This is a genomic window from Labilibacter marinus (assembly GCF_001659685.2).
GTDB lineage: Bacteria > Bacteroidota > Bacteroidia > Bacteroidales > Marinilabiliaceae > Saccharicrinis > Saccharicrinis marinus.
Map to the genome: position 1 here is coordinate 1 of NZ_LXYE02000015.1, position 17,570 is coordinate 17,570.

The 17,570-nt window shown below is 36.5% G+C and carries 15 protein-coding genes; 13 read left to right on the top strand and 2 right to left on the bottom strand.

What is annotated here, in order from left to right:
- Nucleotides 1–205 precede the first annotated feature (205 nt).
- The 3 genes from A8L32_RS06675 to A8L32_RS06685 all read left to right on the top strand — a co-directional run bounded on the left by A8L32_RS06675 (nt 206) and on the right by A8L32_RS06685 (nt 5,348).
- Nucleotides 206–1,363: a mandelate racemase/muconate lactonizing enzyme family protein gene (locus A8L32_RS06675; protein WP_075590218.1), complete on the top strand. Its 1,158-nt coding sequence runs from the start codon at nt 206–208 to the stop codon at nt 1,361–1,363.
- A 465-nt stretch (nt 1,364–1,828) separates the two neighbouring features.
- The gene (locus A8L32_RS06680) at nt 1,829–2,638 is read left to right on the top strand and encodes an AraC family transcriptional regulator (RefSeq protein WP_075590219.1); all 810 of its coding nucleotides are present in this window, start codon (nt 1,829–1,831) and stop codon (nt 2,636–2,638) included.
- Between the two features lie 100 nt (nt 2,639–2,738).
- Nucleotides 2,739–5,348: a TonB-dependent receptor gene (locus A8L32_RS06685; protein WP_075590220.1), complete on the top strand. Its 2,610-nt coding sequence runs from the start codon at nt 2,739–2,741 to the stop codon at nt 5,346–5,348.
- 99 nt (nt 5,349–5,447) lie between these two features.
- Here the strand turns inward: A8L32_RS06685 and A8L32_RS06690 are convergent, their stop codons facing one another.
- Together A8L32_RS06690 and A8L32_RS06695 are read right to left on the bottom strand one after the other, a co-directional pair.
- Nucleotides 5,448–6,323 (bottom strand): phosphatidylserine decarboxylase, encoded by an 876-nt coding sequence (locus tag A8L32_RS06690; protein ID WP_075590221.1) that lies wholly within the window; start codon nt 6,321–6,323, stop codon nt 5,448–5,450.
- Nucleotides 6,324–6,530: 207 nt separating this feature from the next.
- On the bottom strand, nt 6,531–6,899 hold the full coding sequence (locus A8L32_RS06695) for a MotA/TolQ/ExbB proton channel family protein (protein ID WP_075590222.1): 369 nt from the start codon (nt 6,897–6,899) through the stop codon (nt 6,531–6,533).
- 216 nt (nt 6,900–7,115) lie between these two features.
- On the opposite strand from A8L32_RS06695, the gene A8L32_RS06700 reads away from it, so the two are divergent.
- The 10 genes from A8L32_RS06700 (at nt 7,116) to A8L32_RS06745 (ending at nt 17,440) form a co-directional block, all read left to right on the top strand.
- A complete protein-coding gene (locus A8L32_RS06700; RefSeq protein WP_075590223.1) occupies nt 7,116–7,883 on the top strand; it encodes a LytR/AlgR family response regulator transcription factor in 768 nt (255 codons plus the stop codon).
- Nucleotides 7,884–8,017: 134 nt separating this feature from the next.
- On the top strand, nt 8,018–8,653 hold the full coding sequence (locus A8L32_RS06705) for a flavodoxin family protein (protein WP_075590224.1): 636 nt from the start codon (nt 8,018–8,020) through the stop codon (nt 8,651–8,653).
- An 83-nt stretch (nt 8,654–8,736) separates the two neighbouring features.
- Nucleotides 8,737–9,030, top strand: coding sequence for a putative quinol monooxygenase (locus tag A8L32_RS06710; RefSeq protein WP_075590225.1), 294 nt, complete (start codon nt 8,737–8,739; stop codon nt 9,028–9,030).
- 1 nt (nt 9,031) lies between these two features.
- Complete coding sequence (locus tag A8L32_RS06715; protein ID WP_075590226.1) at nt 9,032–9,859, top strand: nitroreductase family protein; 828 nt, start codon at nt 9,032–9,034, stop codon at nt 9,857–9,859.
- 409 nt (nt 9,860–10,268) lie between these two features.
- The gene (locus tag A8L32_RS06720) at nt 10,269–11,342 is read left to right on the top strand and encodes an L-rhamnose/proton symporter RhaT (protein WP_075590227.1); all 1,074 of its coding nucleotides are present in this window, start codon (nt 10,269–10,271) and stop codon (nt 11,340–11,342) included.
- A gap of 20 nt (nt 11,343–11,362) precedes the next feature.
- Nucleotides 11,363–12,511 carry an extracellular solute-binding protein gene (locus A8L32_RS06725; RefSeq protein ID WP_075590228.1) on the top strand — a complete coding sequence of 383 codons (1,149 nt, stop codon included), beginning with the start codon at nt 11,363–11,365 and terminating at the stop codon, nt 12,509–12,511.
- Between the two features lies 1 nt (nt 12,512).
- Nucleotides 12,513–13,664 (top strand): CaiB/BaiF CoA transferase family protein, encoded by a 1,152-nt coding sequence (locus A8L32_RS06730; protein ID WP_075590229.1) that lies wholly within the window; start codon nt 12,513–12,515, stop codon nt 13,662–13,664.
- A gap of 338 nt (nt 13,665–14,002) precedes the next feature.
- Entirely contained in the window at nt 14,003–15,145 is a 1,143-nt protein-coding gene (locus A8L32_RS06735) for a CaiB/BaiF CoA transferase family protein (protein ID WP_075590230.1), read from the top strand.
- A 5-nt stretch (nt 15,146–15,150) separates the two neighbouring features.
- Entirely contained in the window at nt 15,151–16,371 is a 1,221-nt protein-coding gene (locus tag A8L32_RS06740; protein WP_075590231.1) for an ABC transporter substrate-binding protein, read from the top strand.
- Nucleotides 16,372–16,375: 4 nt separating this feature from the next.
- On the top strand, nt 16,376–17,440 hold the full coding sequence (locus A8L32_RS06745) for a Gfo/Idh/MocA family protein (RefSeq protein ID WP_075590232.1): 1,065 nt from the start codon (nt 16,376–16,378) through the stop codon (nt 17,438–17,440).
- Nucleotides 17,441–17,570: the final 130 nt, after the last annotated feature.

A 17,570-nucleotide genomic window follows, 5' to 3' on the forward strand; every position in this document is an offset into this window, starting at 1 on the left:
CCCCTGCGGCTCAAGCAGAGGAAAGTGTTTTTACTTGAAATGAGTTATTTTAAGTAAATGATATTTTAAATGCATTTGCCCTGTGTCAGTGGCGGCTCTTTTTCTTTAGTTTTTTGAGCTGTAGCGAAAAAGTAAAAGCTCGTCGGCTCGAGACAAACAAAGTACTTATGTATAGTATTAGATATAAAAACGAAATTAAATCGTCATGAAAATCACAGATATAAAATGTTTTCCTACCAATGTAGGTTCAGGAAGTCAATTAATTGTAAAAGTAGAAACCAGTAATGGAATATACGGTTGGGGATGTTCCGGTCTTTCGGGAAGAGAGTTGGCAGTAGTGGGTGCTATTGAGCATTTCAGGTCTTTGCTTGTGGGTAAAAGTCCTTTGCACATTGGCGCTATATGGCAAGATTTATACCGAGGTCAGTATTTTGAAGGAGGCAGAGTATTAACGGCAGCTATTTCGGCCATTGATATTGCTTTACACGATATTAAAGCCAAAGCTTTAGGAGTACCTGTTTATGATTTATTAGGAGGAAAACAACGTGATTATATAGACTGTTTTGCATCATTGCGCTTTCGTACTTTCGATGATTTAATGGAGAAGGCACGCATCCTAAAAAAAGAAGGATGGAAAATTTTTCGTTTGGCTCCTGCCGAATTTGAAGCCGACAGTAAAGGGTATTTTGAACCCAGAGAGTCTATTGTAATACTGGCCGATTGGTTGACTAAACTTCGTCAGGAAGTAGGCCCGGAAATTACCATTGGTATTGATTATCATCATCGTTTAACTGCAGCTGAAACATACTCGTTTATGCAGCGCATGCCTCGCGGAACCATCGATTTTATTGAAGAGCCCATTCGTGATGAATCGCCAGAAGCTTATGAAAGTTTGCGAAAGATGATTGATGTTCCCTTTGCTATTGGAGAGGAATTTGCAAGTAAGTGGCAATTTCTTCCTTATCTCGAAAGAAATATTACCCAGTATGCCCGAATTGATGTTTGCAACGTAGGTGGAATAACGGAATCAATGAAAGTAGTTGCCATGGCCGAGGCTCATTATATCGATTTGATGCCGCATAATCCATTGGGTTCAATTTGTACAGCAGCAACCATTCATGTGGCAGCGGCCTGTACTAATTTTAGTTGGTTAGAGGAGGTAAATACACCCGCTGAGAATATGGGAACGAACGACAAAGCATTTTATCCCGTGCAACCCCAATTGGAAGGCCCACGTTATAAACTCCCCACGGAGCCTGGACTTGGAGTGGAGTTTAATGAAGAATTAGCCAGTAAACAAGAGTTTAAACCTGTAGAAATTCCTCGTCTGCATAAAAAAGACGGTTCATATACTAATTGGTAAAAGTAATTTTAGGATAATTATTGTTCTTCTTTCCGACTTTAGCAACGTAACTTGGGATCCACTTTGCTTTACTTTTGAAAAGGCAGAAAACTGTTTGAGCGCAGCGAGTTCTTTCTGTCTCAAAATAAAGGAAGTAGTGGGTAAATGAGTGGTGTCGTCGGCGGTCTTCTTTGTATACTTTCTTCGACAGAAGGAAGAATTGAAGCATGGCGGAAATCATGAACACAATAAATTATTGATTTAGTGAACTAAAGTAAAAGCCCTTGCGGCTTGAGCAAAATGTGAAGTTTCTTAATCAGAATCAATGGTTTAGTAGTATAAGGGTTTTCTATGTAAAGAAATTTAATGTTAGAAAAAGTATAGTAAATACCAATGTAATTGTAAGTGGTTATTTTGTCTTCTCAAGTACATTTATGCAATTCATTTAAGCTATAGATTACTTGATTGTATATATTTGCGCTCGTTATGGAGCCAATCAAGGTAAATAGGAAGATAGAACTGAATAAAAAGTTTAAGATTAGCCGCATGAAGGAGGTGATTAAACCCACCGTTCCGCATAAGCATGAAGGCTATTTCGAGATTATTTATTTGACAGATGGAGCGGGGGTTCATATCATTGATGAGAATAATTACAGTGTTGAACCTCCTATGCTTTTTTATATGTCTCCGGGGCATGTACATTGCTGGGAATTTTCTAAAATACCCAAAGGTTATGTTTGTATTTTTAAGGAAGAGTTTTTAAGTGATTTTGCAGATGTTAAATTAAAACTTTCAGAGTTAGCAACAAAGTATAAACTCATTAACCAGCCGGTTAATTTTAATCAGGAGTTTCAATTAATGATGGAGGAGTATCAACGTCCTCAGCCCAATGTAAATATCTTAAAATCTTACCTGAATATTATTTTATGGAAGATAGCGGAACTACCTGTTGATAGGGGTATCAAACAAATAGATATTCATCCTACCATTTTAAACTATCGTAAACTAATAGATAGTCATTATTTATCTGAGAAAACACTTGATTTTTATTCGGATAAGCTTTTGTTAAGTAAGCGAAGTTTAAACAATATCTGCAAAAAAGAAACAGGGAGGTCGGCTTCCTCATTAATTAATGAGCGAATTATTGTGGAAAGCAAGCGATTGTTAAAACATACCAATAATTCCATTTCCGAAATTGCGTATCATTTGAGCTTTAACGACCCTTCTCACTTTGTAAAGTTCTTTAAAACTAAGTCAAATCTTACACCAGGAGAATTTAGAGATAAGCTGAAATAATATAACAATAAACAATTATACCATAATCAGGTTAAAATATACCATAGCTATTAACAAGGGTATGGTAGCTTTGCAAGCACATCGAAAATTATAAAATAAAATGTATAAAAAATTATTAACACTAATTGTATTTGCTTTTGCTGTATTGAGTTTAACTAACGCTCAAAAAAATGGAAGCATTAAGGGAGCTGTAATAGATGCGGAAAGTGGAGAGAAATTTCCCTTCGCTACAGTATCTCTTTTAAAAAGTAACCAAGTATTACCTATTGGGACTGTTACTGATAATGATGGAGAGTTTAAAATAAATGACCTTCAGCATGGAACATACAATGTGGTAGTATCATTTATTGGCTATAAAACAGATACCATTAAAAATGTAGTTGTTTCTTCAGATAAGCCTAGAATAAATATAGGCAATTTTGCTATTGCACCTAGTAGTATAGCAATTGGCGAAGTGGAAGTGGCAGCCATGGCTAATACAGCATCTACTAAAATAGATAGAAAAACCTATAGAGCGCAGGATTTTGCAACAGCAGAAGGAGGAACCGCGGTGGACATATTAGATAAGTTACCTGCGGTATCTGTAGATGCAGAGGGTACGGTTTCTGTGCGTGGCACAGGTGATTTTTTGGTTTATATAAATGGTAAACCTACACAAACCAGTGCCAGTGATGTATTAAGCCAATTGCCTGCTGGACAAATCAAGGATATAGAAATTATTACGGTTCCTGGAGCGCGATATGATGCACAAGGAAAGGGTGGTATTATTAATATAACAACTCAAAAGGGAGCTACGGATGGTTTATCAATAGTAGGAAGTGGTATGATAGGTGGTACTCCTTGGACTAATGACGATGATATATACAGTAACCAGGAACTAGATAACAACCGTTATAATGGGAGTGTGAGTGTATTGTATAATAAGAATAAGTTGTCGCTAAGTGGTGCGCTTACAATGCAGTCGCGAAATAATAAAGGGGTCGGTATTATCGATCCTTATATTTATCAGCACCCCGACGAATCGGTAAGCGGTTATCCTGGAAGTTACTATGTATTAAAAGGTGAGGGATCGCGTCCTAAATGGTATACCAATATGATGGCAAATTTTGGTGTTAATTATCAAATCAACGAAAATTCAGAAATCGCTGCTAGTTATCAATATTCTAAACGTACCAGTGGTCGTACTGCAAACTATGTATATGAAGCTTATTTTGCCGATACTCCTGACGGAGAGCCTTATGACGGTACTATGCAGAATATCTATAACCCGAATGACATTCATCGTGATGGTTGGTTTAGTAACCTGAATTTGGATTACATGCATAAAATCAACGATCAGTCTAAATGGAGCACTTCTTTTATATACGAAACTTCTAACCTAGAACAAACGATTGATAACAAGGAGTTTGATTATGATGGAGATCGCTATTATTATAATGATACACCTGAATTTCATTCTTTTCAAAGTGATGAAACACCTTTAGATGCCTATCGATTTGTGTTTGATTATCAGCATACTTTTGATAATGGCGATAAGATTAATACAGGTGTTCAGCCTCAATGGATTCGTTTGGATGGTGAGTTTGCATACGATACGATAATTGGTAATGATTATTGGGGAGATCCAAGCATTGAGAGTTATGATAATAGCATCGATCTAAAAAGGGATATTTATTCAGCTTATGTTGATTATGAAGGAAAGAGTGGGAAACTGGATTATATTTTGGGTCTGCGTGCAGAGTATATGGATCAATTGATGAATGTAGCTAGTACAGAGTATTTTGAATACGTGTATGGTTACTTTGGTGAAGTGGGTGATGGACGTGATTTTTATCAAAAAGATTTTGAACAACGTAAGTTCGATTTATTTCCGACTTTGCACGCCAAGTACACTATGGACGAATTAAATAGTATTTCCTTGGCTGCCAGTCGCCGTATTAATCGTCCGCCAGCTAAAGACATGGCACCATTTTTATATCGTCGCCACCAGGAGATTTACGAGATGGGAGATCCTCTGTTGGAACCAGAATATAGCATAAATGCAGAGCTGAACTATGTACGTAATTTTGGAAAGAACAATATGACCTTAACGGGCTTTTATCGTGGAGTTGAGAATGCTATTTACCGAGTGAATAGGGTGGCCTACGATATGGGTAATCCTGGAGGCGTTCTTTTGCGTAGTTACACCAATGCAGGAAACCAGCAGGCTTTAGGAGCAGAAGTAGGTTTTAATTTTGATATAGCGAGTAAGGTTAAACTATTTGTTGGTGGTGCTTTGTACGACTTTCAGGTTATTGCAGATGATGAACTGTTGGGTGAAAGCAGGGATAGCCGCAGTACCAACTGGAATGTTAAAACAAATGCGTCGTGGATGGTTACTGCACCTTTAAAACTGACAGTTGACTATTCAATCAAGTCAGGCTCTGTAAATCCTCAAGGAGAAAGCTTACAGTTTGAGGCGTTAAACGCAGCTATAAATTATAAACCAAAGAGCCTTCGAGGTTGGACTTTCTCAGCAAAAATGCTAGATGTTCTGGGAACAAATCAGGCTGGAGGTTATTTGGCTGCTTATGAGGGAGAACAGATTTTATTGCGTCGAGATTACGTTTACGATTATGAAGGACAGATTGTAGAGCTAGGCATAAGTTATACCTTCAACAATAAGAAGCATAAAACACAGAAAAAACATATTGGAGATGACTATTTTTAGTCTGTAAAAGCGAAGAAAAGTACTTCAAGATATTTCAAAGCATCCTTAGTTTAAGGGTGCTTTTTTTTGCAACGAGGTACATTATATTTGCAGTTGGTATTATCGTCCGATATTCTCACCCATCTTCACTTCTGTTTCAAGGTGATTTCTGGTGTTTTCAAGTAAATCTTTATCGATGCTTACTTTACCTTTTTCAAAGAATAAAACAACGGTAGATCCTCCGTAAGCAAAATAACCCTTTTCTGTACCTTTTTCAATTTTTGAATTTGGTTCGTAGGTTTGTTTAATACTACCCACCAAGGCAGCACCAATCTCTGCCATAATAACATCGCCATAATTATCCGATTGAATGGTGCTAAAAACCCTTCTGTTCTGAACAAGAATTTTGATGCTTTTTTTCATGGCTACTGGCGAAACAGAGAAATATCTTCCTTTTAAGGATCTAGCTTCAGAAGCAATCCCATTCACTGGAAAATGAAAACGATGATAGTCGGTAGGGGCTAATCGAATAATAACCATAGATCCACCTTCGTATTTCTTAGCCAGATGTTCGTCGTTTAAAAATTCATGAAGTTTAAATTCCGAGCCTTTAATAAAGAAAGAAGGCACGTGATCAATATCCTGAAAAGCCAACACTTTTCCATCGGCAGGAGAAACAAGCGCATCTCCAATAAGGCGCTGACCATCTTTTAGTTTACGATAGAAAAAGTCATTAAAACATCTGTAACCATTCTCATTATGGTATTGCGATAGGTCAATCTTATATTTTCTAATGAATTTTCTAACCTGATGAGTTGATAATGGACTACTCATAAAATGACCAACCACTGTAGAAGCAAATTTGCGTTTTAAAAGCATGTGTAGAGTAATTTTGCCACCAGGTGTGTAATACAGCCAGTTAAGAGCCCCTTTGCCTACAATCTCCTCCTTTTTTTGCGTATTTGTACTTCTTTCTATATAGTTAATCGATTCCATTAATTATTCGTTAAGCGAATGCAAAATAAGCTTATTTTTTTTATTCATTGTAACGGAATTAAAAATAGTTAATAAGGTGTTGTTAGCGTTGGCTGTTATCGCCTAGTTATAATGATTTTAGGTAAGTGTGATAAACTGTATTTTTTCAGGAGATATGAAGAAGAAATATATCATTGCAAAATAATATTTCTTCTTCATTAATCATGGTTATTTACGTTCTATCATCTGGCTAAAACCAAACCACAACAGTAACGAGATAATATATATAAGCATACCATATAAAGTAGTTATCATGGATACTTTAATGCCTGCAACTACCATAGTTGGAGAAACATCATGTAATTCCATGGCCGATAGGGCAGAATAGAAACCAATCAATTGCCCTAAAATTCCAATGATTAGAGCCAATAAGCCGATGGAACGACCATAGTTGAAATTTCTTAAAGTTTGCTCTTTGTTATTTTCGGAGCTTGAGCTTTGAGTAAGGTGGAATATCATCCATACCACCATGCTTATAAATAAAATAGATAATATTCCCATAAATAAGGGACCGCCTTTATAAAATAATTCTATCATTTCTTTTTAATTTAAAAGTTATACAATAAAACCTTATCATACATTAAGTCGACTTGTAAAAGAGTATACTAAGGTAATCTTTACATACAAAGTAAGAGCAAATAGCAGTTTACTGCAAGGTCGAATCCAGCTTAAAGTGTGTTGTTTGTCGACGAAATTATTTATTATTCAAAATTTTACAGAAATTTGAGTTGTATTGTAAAAAAAACAGCAAGCATGACAGTAAAATCTTCAAATCCATATTACCATATTATATATTGGTTTCTTGTTCTGATAACAATTACTCTTGTATTCGGAAGTTCATGGGGGAATTCTATGGCTGCATTCTATTTTGTATGTATGTTATTACCTATTGTTCTCGGAACTTCTTATTTCTTTAACTACATCTTAGTTCCTCGTTTTTTTATTCCAAAAAAATATTTAAAATTTAGTTTGTACACTTTTTATACTATGGTGTGCTCCTTGTATCTTGAATCCATAGTTATCATGTTTGCCTATGTGTATCTTGGTAATTATAGTTTTAAAGGTTTCCCGCCGAATGCTTCCGACACTGTTCTATTAGCTGTTATTCTTTATTTACTAGTTTTTATTGGCTCTGTTTTACTAATGATAAAACAGATAAAAGAAAGTCAAGCACTTGTTAAAGCTCTATTAGAGGAAAAGGAGAAAATGAAAACGGCAGTGCTGGAAATAAAATCGAACAGAAAGTTATTAAAAATACCGTATGATGAAATTATTTATATCGAAAGTCTTTCGGATTATATCAAGATAAATACTACCAACGGAGCGTTTACTAGTAAGGAAAAAATCAGTAAATTAAATGAAAGTTTGCCAGATATGTTTATCAGAATACATCGTTCATACATCATTAATAAAAGCAAAATCCTGAGTCACTCTTATTCAGAAGTAGAGGTAGGCGTATTTACATTAACCATTGGGCGAAGTTATAGAACGGATGTAAAGCAACAGTTAACAGAGATGTAGTTTTAAGTTTTGCACGAATAGAAAAATATTTGGTCGAGTGGATTTTGAATGCAATTAACTTCTTTCGTTAGCTATTTGAATATGTTTCCTTAATTTTGTCTTTCACCAGATTATCCAGATAAAATAATAAACAAATGAAAGTAGTAGCATTTAATGGAAGCCCTAAAAAAGAAGGGAATACTTGGCATGCTTTAAATATAGTTTGCGAGCAATTAGAGGCCAAAGGTATTGAAACGGAAATAGTTCATCTTGGTAATAGAGGCATTAAAGCTTGTTTGGCTTGTGGTAAGTGCCGCGAAAACAAAGATGAAAAATGTATTATTAAAGGTGATGATGTAAATGTTTGGATTCAAAAAATGAAAGATGCTGATGGTGTTTTATTGGGCTCGCCAGTTCATTTTGCATCCTTAAGTGCCAATATGAAGTCATTTTTAGATAGAGCTTTTTATGTTTCTGGTTCTAACGGAAATTTATTTCGTCACAAAGTTGGAGCTTCTATTGCGGCCGTTAGGCGTTCAGGAGGTTTGCCAACCTTTAACGAAATGAATAATTATTTGAACTATTCTGAAATGATGTTACCAACCGCCAATTATTGGAATGTAATTCATGGTACTGTACCTGGAGATGTTCATCAAGATGAGGAAGGTGTGCAAATTATGAGGATTCTAGGCAAAAACATGGCTTATTTATTAGAGCTAATGGAGTACGGTAAAGGAAAAGTACAAGCACCGGAGCAAGAAACTAAAAACTGGACGAGCTTTATTAGATAAACTAGGCGGTTTGGTAAAGGCGAAAATAAACTGATTTTTTCGCACCTTTGCTTTCATATTCAAACCCAATAAAATATATAAACATGATTATAGTAGCAGTTAATTTTGCACCAAAAGAAAATCATCAAGCAGACTTTAAAAAGGCATTTAATACATTGGCCGAAAAAACCAAAGTGGAGGATGGATGTATAGCTTATGATATATACCCTAAAGGGGATAGCGAGTATTTCTTATTTGAAAAATGGGAAACGAAAGAGAAATTAGAGGCTCATTTGGCAACAGCTCACATTGCTGATTTTATGGAAGTTTCTAAAGATTGGTTTGCAAAAGAAGCCGAATTGAGTTTTTATTATGCTAATGAAATACAATTAGGATAGCATGATTGATTTTAAGATAGATGAGGAAAGATGTACCCAATGTGGTATCTGTTCAAAGGAGTGTCCTACTTTAATTATTAACGGTAAAAACGGGGTTCCCGAGATAAAAGAAGGGAAAGAAAAAAACTGTATAAAGTGTCAGCATTGTTTGGCGGTGTGTCCTACGGCTGCATTATCTATTTGGGGTAAAAATCCTGATGATAGCGTAACTGTTGATAAGCAAATTCCTTCGTTTGAGGATTTGGGTAAGTTGGTTAAAACACGTCGTTCAATCAGAAAATTCAAGAAAGATGAATTAGAGCAAGCGCAATTACAAGAGCTGATTGAGACAACTGCTTATGCCCCAACAGGACACAATAAAAATCAAGTATTACTTTCTGTAGCATATACCAAAGAGGAACTTTCGAAAGTAAGAAGTTTGGTGTATGATGGTATTAAAAAGGTAAAGGAGGCTGGAGAGCTTGCTCCTGCTTTGGCTATGTTTGGTAATTTTCAAACACTATGGGCAGATAAGGGCATTGATATATTATTTAGAGATGCACCACACTTTATAGTCGCATCTGCTCCAAAAGCTAATTCAAACGGACCATCGGATTGTGTGATATCGTTAAGTTATTTTGAGCTAATGGCTAATTCTATGGGGTTGGGAACCTTATGGGATGGTTTAGCAAAAGTGGTGTTTGACCAAATTGCACCAGAATTAAAAGTGGCTATTGGAATTCCTGAAGACCATGAGATAGGTTATATGATGGTGTTTGGTAAGCCTGCAGTTAAATTTGCACGTTCCGTTCAAAGCGAAGGCTTAAACCTGAACAAGATTAGTTTGTAAACAGAACAACACTATATTTTACGAAGGCATTAGTATTTAACTAATGTCTTTTTTTATTTCTACAACTTGCTTTTTGCTCGTTATTTTATATTCGAGATAAGCACCTTTAGGTCAAAAATGACCTTTTACTACCTTTTTTGACTGTCCTATTTTTATCTTTTTTCTACTTGTTTTTAGAATTTGTGTTAAAAGTGCTTTTGTTTTTGGGTGGGAAATAGCTGTCTTAAAAGTGAATCAAAAGTTCTTAAATCTTATACTATGCACCATATCTGAAGAGTTGGTTGGGTGATAAGTAATGGCTGTATGTTACTTATTAAGTAGTCGTATTAGTATAAAGGATTTATTTGGTTGTTGGGTATTTATTCTATTACTTTGTTTCAAATATAAATAAAGTATTCAAATATAAAATATGATTCAGTCAAATCCTATTATCGGAACAGCGTTACATGCTATTGGTGGCGTTTCAGCTTCTACATGTTATGTTCCATTTCAAAAAGTAAAAAGTTGGTCCTGGAACTCGTATTGGTTGGTGCAAGTAGCATTTGCATGGCTAATTTTTCCAGTGGTTGTTGGATTTATTACTGTACCTAATTTGCTAGAGGTATTGGTGCAATCGCCTAAAGATGTCATCTTTTATGTCATGCTGTTAGGATCCATTTATGGTTTTGGAGGAATGAGTTTTGGTTATGCTATCAAGCATATTGGTTACTCTCTAACTTATACTATATCTATTGGTATATCTGCTATTCTTGGAACCATTGTGCCTTTGTTAATGCATGGTCAACTGATTGAAAAGTATAATGAGCCAGGTGGTAAAATCATTTTCTTAGGTATGTTTTTGGCCTTAATCGGGATTACCTTATGTGGTGTTTCTGGTTATCGTAAAGAGAAGGATTTAAAGGATCAAGCTTCGGATGGTGAAGCAGCTCCAAGTTTTAACATGAAAAAAGGATTTACTCTAACTATTATTGCTGGTGTATTATCTGCCGTTTTCGGAATTTCGTTAGAATTAGGTGCTCCCATAGCTGAAATAGCAGGAGAGCAAGGTGCTGGTCACTTCGAAGGAAATGCCAATTTAATGTTGTCTACCATTGGAGCGTTTGTTACTAATTTAATATGGTTTGTTATTGTTGGCATCAAACAAAAAACGCTTAAAGAAATAGTTGATGTAAAGTCGCTGGGCGTAAAAGTGCTAACCATCAATATTGTGATGTCAGTAATCAGTGGTGCTTTATGGTACGGACAGTTCTTTTTCTATAATATGGCACATGTGCGTATGGGGGCTTTCAAGTTTGCCAGCTGGGTAATACACATGTCTATGCTTATCTTCTTTAGTTACATAGTAGGTATCGTGATGAAGGAATGGTCGCAGGTTTCGAAACGAACTTATCGAACGCTACTTTTAGCATTACTGGTTTTAATCATATCATTTATAACCATGACCTACGGTAGTAGCATGGGAGTAGATACAATAGGACATTAAAAAAAATAAATATATACAAAATGAGTGCAGAAAATTTAAAGTTAAAGGGAATTACTTGGAATCATAGTAGAGGGTTTACTTCAGTCGTAGCTGTATCACAGCGTTTTGAGGAGCTGAATCCAGGTGTGGAGATTTCGTGGGAAAAGCGATCGTTGCAAGCATTTGCAGATGAGCCTATAGATCAACTGGCGAAGCGTTACGATTTCTTGATTATTGATCATCCATGGGCAGGTTTTGCTGCACGTACTGAAGTGATTAAAGCTTTGGATACGATGTTGCCAGTGCCTTTTATGAAGGATTTAGCGGATAATTCAGTGGCTAAATCGCACGAGAGTTATTCTTTTAATAATCACCAGTGGGCTTTAGCTATTGATGCAGCAACGCCTGTTGCAGCTAGCAGACCTGATTTATTTAAAAAAGAAGGACTTGAATTGCCAACAACATATGCCGATTTAGTAGAACTTTCAAAAACAGGTAAAGTGGCTATTCCTGGTATTCCACAGGATACTTTAATGAGTTTTTATATGATATGTTCCACTTTAGGTGAGGATGTATGTACTTCTGAAGAGCATGTAATTTCTGAAGGAATAGGTATAAAAGCTTTAGAGATGTTGCGCGAGTTGGGTAAAAATATCAGAAGTGAAAGTTACGATTGGAATCCTATCAAAGTATTTGAAGCCATGAGTTCAGGTGATGATTATTTGTATACACCTTTTGCATATGGATATTCTAATTATTCAAAAATTGGATATGCAAAGAATTTATTGAAGTTTCATGATATGGTGGACATTGATGGTCAAAAGTTAATCACTACCTTAGGAGGTACTGGCTTGGCGGTTTCATCTCAATGTAAATCGATGGAAATGGCGGCTAAGTTTGTTGAGTATGCTGGTTCCTTGGATACGCAAAAAGGTATCTTCTTTGACAATGGCGGACAACCTGGTCATAGAAAAGCATGGACTGATGATAGAGTAAATAGTCAGTGTATGGATTTCTTTAAGGATACTTTACCAGCTTTAGATAGAGCGTTTTTACGTCCGAGATATCATGGGCACATGTACTTTCAGGATAGAGCTGGAGCGCCAATTCGTGAGTTTATGATGAAAGGTGGAAATGCCAAATCTTTATTGGATGAGTTGAATAACTTATATAAACAATCACTTAAATAAGATGAGTAGTAGCAAACCATTGGATGGGATATTAGTGTTGGAATTCTGCCAGTTTATGGCAGGCCCATCAGCAGGCCTAAAGATGGCCGATTTAGGGGCACGTGTTATTAAAATCGAGCGTCCAAATCACGGAGAAGGAGGAAGACAAATTGCCATTAAAAACTTGTTTGTTGATGGTAGTAGTCTGGTTTTTCATACGGTTAACAGAAACAAAGAATCGTATGCTGCTAACCTGAAAGATGCAGACGATTTAGCGCGCGTAAAACAATTGATAGCTCAAGCCGACGTGATGACACATAATTTTCGTCCTGGCGTGATGGAGAAGATTGGTTTGAATTATGAAGTGGTCAAGGCTATTAATGATCGTATTGTTTATGCATCGGTAACTGGGTATGGAACAGAGGGGCCGTGGGTAGGTAAACCAGGTCAGGATTTGTTGGCTCAAAGTATGTCGGGTTTAGCCCATTTAACGGGAGATGCTGATGATAATCCTACGCCAATGGGACTAGCTATTGCTGATATTTTATGCGGTTCTCACTTTGTTCAAGGAATTTTATCTGCTTTGGTTCGCAGAGGAAAAACAGGTAAAGGAGCATTAGTTGAAGTAAGTTTGCTGGAGTCGATGCTTGATTTGCAATTTGAGGTAATCAGCACTTATTTAAATGATGGCAATAAACCTCCTATTCGCGCCAAACAAGGAAATGCACATGCTTATCTAAGTGCACCTTATGGAGTATATAAAACCAAGGATGGTTATCTTTCTATGGCTATGGTTCCTATGGATAAACTAGCTGATATTATAGGATGCACGGAGTTGAATAAATATTCAACAGAAGAATCGTGGTTTGAGAAGCGAGAAGAAATTATGGAAATACTAGCTGCGTTTTTTGCCCAAAAAACAAGCGAAGAATGGTTAAGTATTTTAGAACCTGCAGATATTTGGTGTGCTGATGTTTATGACTATCAAAAGTTGTTAAATCATGAGGGATATAAAGTGTTAGGTATGGATCAAAAAGTGAAGTTGAGTAATGGTGAAGAGGTACACACTACGCGTTCTCCTATTCGTTTAAACGATGAACCTATTTATGCTGATAAAGCTGCACCTAGAGTAGGTGAGCATACGCAAAGCATTATTAATGAGTTTAATTTATAGTAGGATGTTAAAGGTAAATACGTTTTGTTTTTGCATGGGTGCAAGTAAAGTAACCGACATCAGCAACGAGCTTGGGACCCACTTTTCGTGATTTTGAAAAGGCAAAAAGCTGTTTGACTGTAAGGAGTTCTTTTTGCCTCAAAATATTGAAAATAGTGGGTAAGCGAGTGGTGTAGTCGGCGGGCTTTTTTGTTTATCTTTTTTTGTCTGTAGAAAAAAAGTAAAAGCCCTTGTGGCTTGAGCAAAGATTATATTTAACACTTAGTAAAAGAAGTTTTAGATAATAATAGATGTGTTTACCGAAGAATGATTCTAACAGTATTAATAGAATAAAGTCAATGAAAACACTTAAAGATATATTAGTAGTTGACCTAAGTCAATTTTTATCGGGTCCATCCGCTACATTACGATTGGCAGATTTAGGTGCTCGGGTAATTAAAGTAGAGAGACCAGAAACGGGAGATATTTGTCGTCAATTATATGTTTCTAATGTAAAATTGAATGGTGAGTCATCCGTTTTTAGAGCTATCAATCGTAATAAAGAAAGTTTTCAGGCCGACCTGAAAAATGCCCAGGATAAAGAGATGGTATTGAAATTAGTGGAGAAAGCCGATGTGTTGGTTCATAATTTCAGACCTGGAGTTATTGATCGCCTTGGTTTTGATTACGATACCATAAAAAAAATAAACCCATCTATTATTTATGGCGAGATTTCAGGGTATGGAACAGAAGGGCCTTGGAAAGGTAAGCCTGGTCAGGATTTATTGCTTCAGTCTTTGTCTGGATTAACAGGCTTAAGCGGAAATGCCGATAAAGGGCCAGTGCCAATGGGAATTGCGGTGGTTGATATTTTAACGGGTTCTCACTTGGTACAAGGAATTTTAGCTGCTTTGGTTAAAAAGGGAAAAACGGGAGAAGGAACAAAAGTGAGCGTAAGTATGCTCGAATCTATTTTGGATTTTCAATTCGAAACCATTACCACTTATTATCATGATGGAGGAGAAGCAACGGTACGTACAGCAAGCAATAATGCGCATGCTTATTTAGGTGCTCCATACGGAGTTTACGAAACTGAAGATGGCTACTTAGCTTTGGCTATGGGAGCTATTCCGGTATTGGGTGAGTTGTTAGGGTGTGAAGAACTTAAAAATTACCCAGAGCCTGCAAGTTGGTTTACGCAACGCGATGAAATTAAGTTGATATTGGCCAATCACCTAAAAACAGGTTCTACCGAAAAATGGTTGGGTGTACTAGAGCCAGCCGACATTTGGTGTGCCGATGTGATGAATTGGGATCGCTTGTTTCAGCAAGAAGGGTTTAAAGTGTTAAAGATGATTCAGGAGGTAAAGATGAGCGATGGTTATAAATATGAAACCACTCGATGCCCCATAAAAATTGACGGCAACATCTTAACTTCAGAATTGGGTTCGCCTATTTTAGGTGAGCATACGCAAGCAATATTAAGTGAATTTGGAATGTAATTGTTATGGCAGGTAAAATTCGAATAGCGGTTAGAAAGTATGATCCATTTGAACGGGCAATTGATGCCATGTGGAAGGAATTCTGTGAAATCAACAATTGCCATGTTGAATTGGAAGCTGTGCCAATGGATTTGCATCCGCTCTATGATGCTACCATCAAAAACGACGGATTGAAAAATGGTGATTGGGATATTGCTTTAATGAATACCGATTGGATTACCGAAGCCAAATCCAGCAATATCATCATCGATTTAAGTCAGTATATATCAAAATCTAAACCCGAAGGCTATCCCGAAGGCTGGTCAGAATCATTGCTAGAGAAACAGCAGTTTGGTGATGCTACAGTGGGTTTGCCTTTTCATAACGGACCAGAGTGTTTGATTTATCGTAAGGATTTATTTGAGTCAGAAAAGGAGAAAGAAGCCTTTAGAAAGGTGTTTGGCAAAGAGTTAAAACTTCCTCATACATGGGATGATTTATTAGAAGTGGCAACTTTCTTTTATAGACCTGAGCAAAATTTATACGGAACTAGCTTTGCAGCTTATCCTGATGGTCATAACACGGTTTTTGATTTTTGCTTACAGCTTTGGACAAGAGGTGGTGAGTTGATGGTTGATGGAGGTGTTTTGCTTAATTCTCCTCAGGCTATAGAAGGGATGGAATTTTATCGCAAGGCCTTGAAGAATGATAAAGCCATGCATCCTAAGTCGCGCGATTTTGATTCTGTTAAGTTAGGCTTGAGTTTTGCACAAGGTGAATTGGCCATGATGGTTAATTGGTTTGGCTTTGCCTCCAATTGCGAAGTGGATGAAAATTCAAAGGTGGCAGGTAAAGTAGATGTGGCTAATGTTCCTGCAGGTCCTTCTGGTCAAGAGGTTTCATTAAATGCTTATTGGATGTACGTGATTGGTGCTGGATCTAAGCAAAAGCAATTGGCTTACGATTTTATTCAGTTTGCAGTATCTAAAAAGAATGATGAAGGTTTAACTTTAGAAGGAGGAATTGGATGTAGAAAATCTACTTGGCACAGTTCAATAGTGAACGAACAAATACCTTACTATCATAAATTAGAGGAGTTACATAGTAACACACGTTCTTTACCACGAAAAGAAAACTGGTCGCAAGTGGCAGATGTCATCGACCAACTGGTATTGGATGTAATAAATACGGATGAATCTATAGAGGAAATTTTAAATAAAGCCCAAGAGAAGGCAAATAAATTATAATCAAATGGATATAAATTATAAATATACGCTACCCAAGCAGTCGCGTCCTATCATAATTATTGGAGCTGGAGGAATTGTAAATGATGCCCATATGCCTGCCTATAAAAAAGCAGGTTTCGAGGTTTATGGAATAACAAATCGTACCAAGGCCAGAGCGGAGAAAATTGCAGAAAAATTTGATATCCCTCGTGTATTCGAAGATATTGATGATGCTATTCAGCAAGCACCTGAAAATGCGGTTTTTGATTTAACTTTAATGCCCAATCAATTTGTATCTACTTTAGAAAAACTACCTGATGGAGCGCCTGTGTTAATTCAAAAACCTTTGGGAGATTATTTTGAGCAGACACAAGAAATCATTGAAGTTTGTAAGCGTAAAAAGCTGATTGCTGCGGTAAATTGCCAATTACGTTTTGCTCCATACATCATGGCTGCTCGCGATTTAATTAACAAAGGTGCTATAGGTCAGGTGTATGATATGGAGGTGAAAGTGTCGGTTCATATGCCTTGGGAGCTTTTTCCTAACGTGATGTATCATCCGCGTCTCGAAATTCAGCAGCACAGTATTCATCATATCGATTTAGTGCGTTCATTTTTAGGAAATCCGAAGAGTGTAATGGCGAAAACTTTAAAGCATCCTGCTAAAGAAATGTCGTCTACTCGTACCAATGTTATTATGGAATATGCAGATGATTTAAGAGCCTTGGTCAGCACTAATCATGATCATATTTTTGGAGATAAACACCAGGAAAGCTATGTGAAATGGGAAGGAACTAAGGGTGCTATTTATGCAAAAATGGGTTTATTAATGAATTATCCAGATGGTGTACCAGATGCTTTTGAATATTGCATTTTAGAAGAAGGTAAAAAGCCTGAATGGAAAAGTGAGCAATTAGAAGGATCTTGGTTTCCGGATGCTTTTATTGGTACTATGTCATCATTAATTTGTTATGCCAACGGAGAGTCAGATGTGTTAGATACTTCCATAGATGATGTAATGGATACCATGTTAGTGGTGGAGGCTGCTTATGAGTCTAGCGACAAAGGCGGAGTAACACCAAATTATTAATAAGAGATCATTATTATAAAATAATATAAACTAAGACAGTTAAGTTTTAAGTAATGGTTTGACAGAAGGATTTTATAAATCTAGTAAGTTGCTCTTTAGTCTTAATACTTATGTCTTTATTCTTAAAAAA

What these genes read in the sequence shown, in the direction of transcription:
- A8L32_RS06745 (WP_075590232.1), top strand. Translation starts at nt 16,376, where the DNA reads ATGGATATAAATTATAAATATACGCTACCCAAGCAGTCGCGTCCTATC.
- A8L32_RS06705 (WP_075590224.1), top strand. Translation starts at nt 8,018, where the DNA reads ATGAAAGTAGTAGCATTTAATGGAAGCCCTAAAAAAGAAGGGAATACT.
- A8L32_RS06730 (WP_075590229.1), top strand. Translation starts at nt 12,513, where the DNA reads ATGAGTAGTAGCAAACCATTGGATGGGATATTAGTGTTGGAATTCTGC.
- A8L32_RS06685 (WP_075590220.1), top strand. Translation starts at nt 2,739, where the DNA reads ATGTATAAAAAATTATTAACACTAATTGTATTTGCTTTTGCTGTATTG.
- A8L32_RS06725 (WP_075590228.1), top strand. Translation starts at nt 11,363, where the DNA reads ATGAGTGCAGAAAATTTAAAGTTAAAGGGAATTACTTGGAATCATAGT.
- A8L32_RS06710 (WP_075590225.1), top strand. Translation starts at nt 8,737, where the DNA reads ATGATTATAGTAGCAGTTAATTTTGCACCAAAAGAAAATCATCAAGCA.
- A8L32_RS06700 (WP_075590223.1), top strand. Translation starts at nt 7,116, where the DNA reads ATGACAGTAAAATCTTCAAATCCATATTACCATATTATATATTGGTTT.
- A8L32_RS06675 (WP_075590218.1), top strand. Translation starts at nt 206, where the DNA reads ATGAAAATCACAGATATAAAATGTTTTCCTACCAATGTAGGTTCAGGA.
- A8L32_RS06720 (WP_075590227.1), top strand. Translation starts at nt 10,269, where the DNA reads ATGATTCAGTCAAATCCTATTATCGGAACAGCGTTACATGCTATTGGT.
- A8L32_RS06680 (WP_075590219.1), top strand. Translation starts at nt 1,829, where the DNA reads ATGGAGCCAATCAAGGTAAATAGGAAGATAGAACTGAATAAAAAGTTT.
- A8L32_RS06690 (WP_075590221.1), bottom strand. Translation starts at nt 6,323, where the DNA reads ATGGAATCGATTAACTATATAGAAAGAAGTACAAATACGCAAAAAAAG.
- A8L32_RS06715 (WP_075590226.1), top strand. Translation starts at nt 9,032, where the DNA reads ATGATTGATTTTAAGATAGATGAGGAAAGATGTACCCAATGTGGTATC.
- A8L32_RS06695 (WP_075590222.1), bottom strand. Translation starts at nt 6,899, where the DNA reads ATGATAGAATTATTTTATAAAGGCGGTCCCTTATTTATGGGAATATTA.
- A8L32_RS06735 (WP_075590230.1), top strand. Translation starts at nt 14,003, where the DNA reads ATGAAAACACTTAAAGATATATTAGTAGTTGACCTAAGTCAATTTTTA.
- A8L32_RS06740 (WP_075590231.1), top strand. Translation starts at nt 15,151, where the DNA reads ATGGCAGGTAAAATTCGAATAGCGGTTAGAAAGTATGATCCATTTGAA.